Genomic DNA, 6,766 nt, shown 5'->3' on the forward strand with positions numbered 1-6,766 from the left:
GGCGTTTTCACGTCAACCTGACGAGATGTCCCGAGGGTCGCCCGTCTCCAGGGTCTTTGCGCGGGCTGGCTCCTGACTCTTGTACAAGTACGCCCTCACAACCCAAATTGGCTGTAGTACGTCCCGCGATCGGCTTCCCCTACGCCATCTACCAGGCGCAGTAGTTCCGCTGCCCGGGTAGCTACAGATTTGTCTTGGTCACGGGCCAGCTTCCGTGCTAGATCAGCAGGCACAGCGCGCGGCTCTACCGCGGCCACCTGCAACAGGTCTACTACGGCATAGTCTCGGTCATCCTGATCACGGCTTGCCGCCATCCTGTCGAAGATCGCGCGAGCTGCAGCTCGACGGAGCAGTAGTTGTTTCGCACCCGCTCTAGCGGGAGCATGGACGTACCAATCCTCGGTGCTCGGCAAAGTAAGCCTGCCCAGCAAGGGGATGGGCACCTGCCCGGGAATCGAATCTGCCCACTGCCACATCAACACGGCAGCCGAGCTGCGCAGGGAGTCACCGTCAGATCGAGCTAGCCCTTCCACATCCTCGATCTTGATCAGCATTGGATCCAGCCGGCCGACGGCTTCCAGCAGCGTGCAAGCGAGAAGCTGGGTTGTGTGGTCATCGGTCGTCGTGGCTACCCAGATCATCGCCTCCACTGCAGCCCGATGTTGATCTCGGGAGAGTGGCAGGAATAGCCGGTTCACGCGCCGTTCAGCCTTCTTGTGGTCACCAAGGCCCAGTCCGTCAAGAAGTGCTTCTACCTGTAGAGCCATGTCGGGCATCGGCGGCGAGCGACGCGGTCCCCGTGTGTCGGTGACATCCAGCTGTGTGAAGGCTTCTTGGACTGCGTTCCCGATCTGGTGCACCGCATCGGCCAACTGCGGTTCTGATACGGGTGCTGCGCTGTGGAAACTTAGCAATCGGTGCTTCAGCGTGGTGTATGAGCGGTGTGAGGCGGAGTCCGGCTGCACGATCGTGAAGTGATCACCGGGAAGGACGCCAGCGTCCGGGAAGATGCTTTGCGCGGAGGCGCGGGTGACGATTTTGTCCGATTCGCCCGCGTAGGCCGCAATGGGGATAGGGCAAGAGGAGGGGGCGAGCACGGTGGCATGCACAATCTGGCTGATCACCCTGCTCTGTGTGTCCTTCACCTCGTTCCTGAGCGGCTCCAGACCACGCAGTTGAGGGTTGAGAGGTGACCAGTGTTGACGGACCGACGAGAGGAACTCGGAGCCGTCGTTCGGGCACGCGAACAGAATGATCCCCTTGATTCGGGCGAGTTCAAGGCCCAGCCCGCGACTAAGCGTGCGTGCAAGATAACGCTGTACGACCAGACCGCCTTGGCTGTGTGAGACCAGCACCAACCGCTCGTACTTTCCTGCCTCGACAGCTAGATAGCCCCGAAGACTGTCCGCGACGTCGTCGAGATCTGGAACCCGCCGCATGGGATTGAAGAGCAGCTTGGGCGAGGCGTACTTGAAGGGCAGGGGGCTGACGAAGTCCAGGTCCGAATCGCTGGCGATGAGCCGCTCGAAGTTGTTCCACACGGTCGGCGAGGAAATGAATCCGTGGACGAGCACGACGCCGATACGCTCGTTCTCCGACCCCACCGTGCCTCCATGCTTGTTCACAACAACGTTCGACCTGCTCTGCACCACGGCCATCAGGCGCGACCTATGGCATGTGTACACATGCCCATGATCGCTACTTGAGATGGCCTTCTCCTTCAGGGCCACGCGGTATATGGGCACTGCGTGGCTGTCAGGACCTGGGCGAGGTGCATGGAGCAGTGTTACTTGATCACCCATCCCCAGGAAGAGCGGTAGACAGCCATGCTTTCGCCGCCGACCTTGGCGGTGTGCGGTTCCCATACTTGCTTGCCGTCCCAGACTTTGCGTGATGCGCTCATGGTGTTGAAGACGGCTGGGGTGATGTATGTCCTGCTCTGTGGGGTTTCGCGGATGTCGCTGAGCTTTGCGGCCACGTTGGCCGCGCTACCGACTGAGATGAGGTCGTTGTGCTCATGGATGCCCGCGCGTGCGATGAACACTGATCCGGCCGCTACTCCGGTCACGTGGCTCAGTACGAAGCCCTGCCGGGCCAGAGAAGGCAGGCGACTTGCCAGGGCTGGACGAACCAAGTTGTCGGTCGCCCACTTGATGTCGAGTGCTGCCTCAACTGCGCGCGTGTTCTTGTTCTCGCCGACGAAGATGGCCATGACACGATCGCCGTCGAAGCTGCGGATGTGGCCGTCGTAGTGCCTGACCACCCGGCATGCAGTGCTGATGAAGGCACGCATCACCTTGGCTGCCGCACCCGGTTCGAAGTCTGAGACAAGCCGCGTCGAACCCGTCATGTCTGCGTAGAGGTAAACGGCATCGAGCTTGACGGCGCCGTTACGCAGGACGACCCCTTCAGTACGCGGCACAGTCGTGCCCTTGCGGATCTGCCAGTCGTATCCGACCAGATCCCGAAGGTTCTGCTCGATCTTGCCCTTCAGGCTCACGGCCGCCCCTCTTGGTGCGTTCAGCTCAAGTCTGGGCAACGTAGCACCGCGCACTGACAACGGACGTCTGCCCCCAACAGGCAGCAGGTCAGCGGGGATTGTCAGTGCTACCTGCTAGCTTGTCCGCGCCTCAACCCATTGCGTGGATAGGAGTCCTTGATGGGTCTTGCCGATGATGTGACCAAGGCCGTCACGGATGTTGTGTGCTCGGACTGGGATGTCCGTAGGGGCACGGTGGTGCCCACCACAGAGGACGTGAAACTGAAGAATGGCGCTGTGGAGGTTGACGCGGTCTACCTGTATGCAGACCTTGCTGACTCCACGGGACTTGCTCGAGACTTCAGCCGCAAGACCGCGGCGAAGGTCATGCGGGCTTACCTTGATGCCACATGTCGAGTGATCAAGGCCAGAGGTGGGAAGATCCGCAGCTTCGACGGTGATCGTGTCATGGCGATCTTCATGGGATCGACCAAGAACACCGACGCAGCCAAGTGCGCTCTGCAGATCAACCATGTGGTGACCAAGATCGTGCGTCCCAAGGTGGAGGCGAACCTGCCGTCGATCAAGAACCAGGGCTTCATCGTGAAGCACTGCGTCGGCATCGACTCCGGCACGGCACTGATCGTCCGCGGCGGCGTTCAAGGGAGCAATGACCTAATCTCCATTGGCCGCGCGCCAAACGTCGCCGCGAAGCTCAGCGACATTCGTACCTCGGCCCGAACGTACATCACAGAAACAGTTTTCAAGAGCATGGCGGACAGTTCGAAGTACAACGGAACTGGCGAGGACCGGAAACTGATGTGGGATGGGCCATACACCCGCGAGGTCGGTGGTGAGAGCTTGACGGTCTACAAGTCGGGTTGGACGTGGGTGCTGTGACCTCGGTACGAGACGCCCAGGACACCGCCTGGAGAATCCATGCCGCTCTCGGTGAGTGGACGGGACGCGTGGATGCCAAAGCTTCCTTCGCGCTCACGCTGGAGTCTGCGGCCCTGGCGGGCATCGTGGCCCTGTCCGATAAAGGCCGCCTGTTTGGCAGCCTCCATGGCTGGGGCGCCAGGTCCCTGCTGTGGACCGGTGCCCTGTTGATCCTTGCCGGGGCTGTCTTGGCCATCCTCGTTGTCACACCCCGGCTCCGCTCTTATGCCACCCTGAAGCAAGAGGCTCACCAGAGCTTCATCTACTTTGGCCACTTGCAGTTCTGGGAGGCCGGAAACCTCGAAACTGCTCTTCAGCAGCAGGACATGCTGCCGGTCCTATCCCGTCAACTCATCAACATGAGCAAGATCGCATGGCGGAAGCATCGCTTTGTCCAGCTTTCCTTCCTGCTCGCTGCGATCGGTGGTGCTTTCGTCTTCTTTGCTGGTCTCATGGCCTGAGCACTACCGGGATGGGCTCGGGCGCCGGTACAGAGACGTGTCCTGGCTACTGATCACGAGTAGCCGGCCGGGCGACCGAGGCGAGGCCAGTGGACCCTGTGTGGACCACGGCCCTGGCATTCGGTCCGATCCCGGTAGGCTGTACCGCTCCGCCCCTGGTGGCCGGGGCACCAGGTGGGTTGCCCGAGCGGCCTAAGGGAACGGTCTTAAAAACCGTCGTGGCAGCGATGTCACCGTGGGTTCAAATCCCACCGCCTCCGCATTGTGAGCAGTGAGAACGGCCCCTGACCTGGGTAGTTGGTCGGGGGCCTTTCGCACTTCTGGCACGAGAGTGGCACGGTCCTGGGACTGTGCCGTCCCTCGCTAGCACGAGGGTGCCATATCTTGGTGCTCCGGCGGCATGATCTTTCCATAATTCAGCTGATTGCGAGGCTCGCAACTGTCAGACTATCAACATGGAAAAGGTGCACAACAAAGCAACTGAACTGGTTTTGGTCGCTGTCGCTGCCGCTGAAGACTCAGACAACCCGAGGCCATGGGATTACGGCTGGTGTTCTGAATCCTACCGACACTCTCAGGCTGCCGCCATTTCCTCGCCAAATGGTTCAGTGCGCCTATCGATCGAGGGGGTCGAGAGGCTGGAGGAGCTTCATGCGCTACTCGCCAAGCAGTCACAGGTGCGCGACCGATGGAACCTGGAAGAGCTTTGGGGATTCTTGGCGACACTTATCGCCTTCGCCTACAAATCCGACGAGAAGGAGAAAGTAGCGAGAGGGCTACTCGCGCGCATTATATACACTGAGCCATCTCTCGTCGTCTTCCCTGTTTCGAACATCGCCTGGTCGGGGGAACCGCTAAGGGTCGGGAAAAAGAATGTAATCGGCCTCCTCGATGACGCATTTCTTGATGCTGTTCAAAATCTGGGAGGTCGAGCGCAGGCGCATAAAGATCGGATCGCGGCTTACGTAAGCGAACTCAAACATAGGGAGCCGCGAGTCGGATTTGCTGCCCTCGTCCCGGGACAGCGAGGTAAGGCCCGAAAGCAAGCTGCACGGAATCTTCAGGTCCTGGTGGACCTGACAATGATGCTAGTCACCAACAAGGGCGACCGCAATTTGTGGTCCCTTCGAGGGGACACGAATCGTCCGGGCCTCCGAGGGATCACGCTGGATCGGAAGGCCATTGAGGCTGGTCTCAGGGAGTCGGGTGATCACGCTGAACTAATATCGAACCCGTTGGTGGTGGACGCTATCGGAAGCAATGGGGGAATTCAGTGGCGAGGAGAAGAGCCAATACCTCTCAAAGAGCTGCTCGCCGACCATCCGCTTTACAATGCCGTCGAGAAATGTCTTGCACAAGAAAATAGCTTCTTGCGTCGACTGCATGTAGCTGCACGTTGGTTCGCTGAAAGTTACTGGGCTTCAGCGCAGGATGATGCAGCACTTGCGGCGGGCGTAGCACTGGATGCTCTCTTGGGATCCAAATCTGCCCTACCTGGACGCGCTATGAAAGAGCGGTACGCTCTTCTTGAACCAGATCCCCGAGCAAGATCGGAGCGTGCGAAAGAGTACGAAGAAATCTACTCAGCCAGGAGCGTCGTCGCCCACGGCGGTGAAGTCCGGAAGCTCAGCGAAGGAAACTTCCTGAGAGAAATGCAAGACTCGGTAACCTGGACTGCTTGGCGATTGCTCGACGCTCACGCGACGTTCTCAATCTCTGCCGAGAAAGAGTTTGAATCGCTATTTGAAGAAATTCGGTGGGGGACGCGCGAGTGGCCCCCGGTGGGAGAGGAAGACTCTCTAGGGTGATTTAAGGACCGAAGGATTCGAAATAACGGGCTACCGCACGGGACAGGGTGAGCGGGGCGCTTCATGGGAGAGGCGACGGCTGACTTTCATCGGGTGGCAAAAGGCGCTGCTCGTACAGAGACAACAGGTTCAGTGCCGCCGCACAGGCACTGATGTAGTCGATCGCAGCCGAGCTTTGCACGCTGCCACCGTGCGTCACTTCGTTTCGTAGTCGGGAAAGCCCCGTGATCACGTCGGCGACATCGGCAGGCAGTCCAGACGCCACCAGAAGCGTCAGTTGGCTTCGAGGCATCCGGGGGCGTTCGACTGTCTCTCCCCTTGCGCGGGCTGCGCGAATGACCTTCCGCACCAACGACTCCATCCGCATATCAACCTCGCGGTAGGCGGCCATGATGGCTGCCGCAGGGTGTTCGCGCGCCATGGACCGCAGCGCATCCATGGGTGCGGCAGGAGAGAACAATACGGATTGAAGTAGCTGTTCCAGCTCTGCTTGCATGGCGTTGACTAGGGCGATCCCTTGTTGCGCCATCTGTTCGGCGCGCAAGCCTCTCTGGTCGGCGGAAGGGTCCAAGTGGTTGGGTTCACCTTGGCCGCTAGGCGGAACACCGTTTTCGTGAAGTGTCAGCGGTTCCGAGGCCGCATCCGCGGCTGCGCGGGACGCCTGCCGGCTTGCTTCGAAAGCGGCCCGAACTTCCTGCACCCGTTCACTGGTGTCACGGACCTCAGCTTCGACTGCCGCGCGAGCCTCCTCAGCGACGGCCTGCACTTCCTCCGAGAACTCGACAGCGGCTCCACCACCCTTTGCGGATTTGAGCCGCCTCAGGAGCTTCCGGAACTCGTCTCGGAAGAAGATCATCACGACGAGCACTATGGCGGGCCAAGCCAACGCCTTCACGTAGTCAAGGACCAATCGCGCAACATTCACGGGCACATGATCTCTGCCAGTAGCTCAACTCGTCTCGTGATCGCGGTAACCGACAGGTGCTACTCAGGTTGAATCGGGGATGTCCGGGCTGTGGTGACGGGTCGTGATCCCTGCGGTACGACGTCTTCATGCGGTATGCGCAAGGGGGCGGGCT

At 60.1% G+C, this 6,766-nt stretch carries 6 protein-coding genes and 1 tRNA gene; 4 read left to right on the forward strand and 3 right to left on the reverse strand.

Annotation, left to right across the window (positions count from 1 at the left end; genetic code table 11):
* Positions 1-95 precede the first annotated feature (95 nt).
* Together ACWC09_RS23935 and ACWC09_RS23940 are read right to left on the reverse strand one after the other, a co-directional pair.
* The gene (locus ACWC09_RS23935; protein WP_450852609.1) at positions 96-1,658 is read right to left on the reverse strand and encodes an esterase/lipase family protein; all 1,563 of its coding nucleotides are present in this window, start codon (positions 1,656-1,658) and stop codon (positions 96-98) included.
* A gap of 128 nt (positions 1,659-1,786) precedes the next feature.
* Entirely contained in the window at positions 1,787-2,500 is a 714-nt protein-coding gene (locus ACWC09_RS23940) for an adenylate/guanylate cyclase domain-containing protein (protein WP_450852610.1), read from the reverse strand.
* A gap of 159 nt (positions 2,501-2,659) precedes the next feature.
* Between ACWC09_RS23940 and ACWC09_RS23945 the strand changes: the two genes are divergently transcribed.
* The 4 genes from ACWC09_RS23945 (at position 2,660) to ACWC09_RS23960 (ending at position 5,687) form a co-directional block, all read left to right on the forward strand.
* Positions 2,660-3,379, forward strand: a complete 720-nt coding sequence (locus ACWC09_RS23945; RefSeq protein ID WP_450852611.1) for an adenylate/guanylate cyclase domain-containing protein — start codon at positions 2,660-2,662, stop codon at positions 3,377-3,379.
* A gap of 68 nt (positions 3,380-3,447) precedes the next feature.
* A complete protein-coding gene (locus ACWC09_RS23950) occupies positions 3,448-3,879 on the forward strand; it encodes a Pycsar system effector family protein (RefSeq protein ID WP_450852612.1) in 432 nt (143 codons plus the stop codon).
* 174 nt (positions 3,880-4,053) lie between these two features.
* A tRNA-Leu gene (locus tag ACWC09_RS23955) sits at positions 4,054-4,139 on the forward strand.
* A 195-nt stretch (positions 4,140-4,334) separates the two neighbouring features.
* Complete coding sequence (locus ACWC09_RS23960; protein WP_450852613.1) at positions 4,335-5,687, forward strand: hypothetical protein; 1,353 nt, start codon at positions 4,335-4,337, stop codon at positions 5,685-5,687.
* 61 nt (positions 5,688-5,748) lie between these two features.
* On the opposite strand, the gene ACWC09_RS23965 is transcribed toward ACWC09_RS23960, so the two are convergent.
* The gene (locus tag ACWC09_RS23965) at positions 5,749-6,612 is read right to left on the reverse strand and encodes a hypothetical protein (protein ID WP_450852614.1); all 864 of its coding nucleotides are present in this window, start codon (positions 6,610-6,612) and stop codon (positions 5,749-5,751) included.
* Positions 6,613-6,766: the final 154 nt, after the last annotated feature.

It is taken from the genome of Streptomyces sp. NPDC001617, from assembly GCF_053596855.1.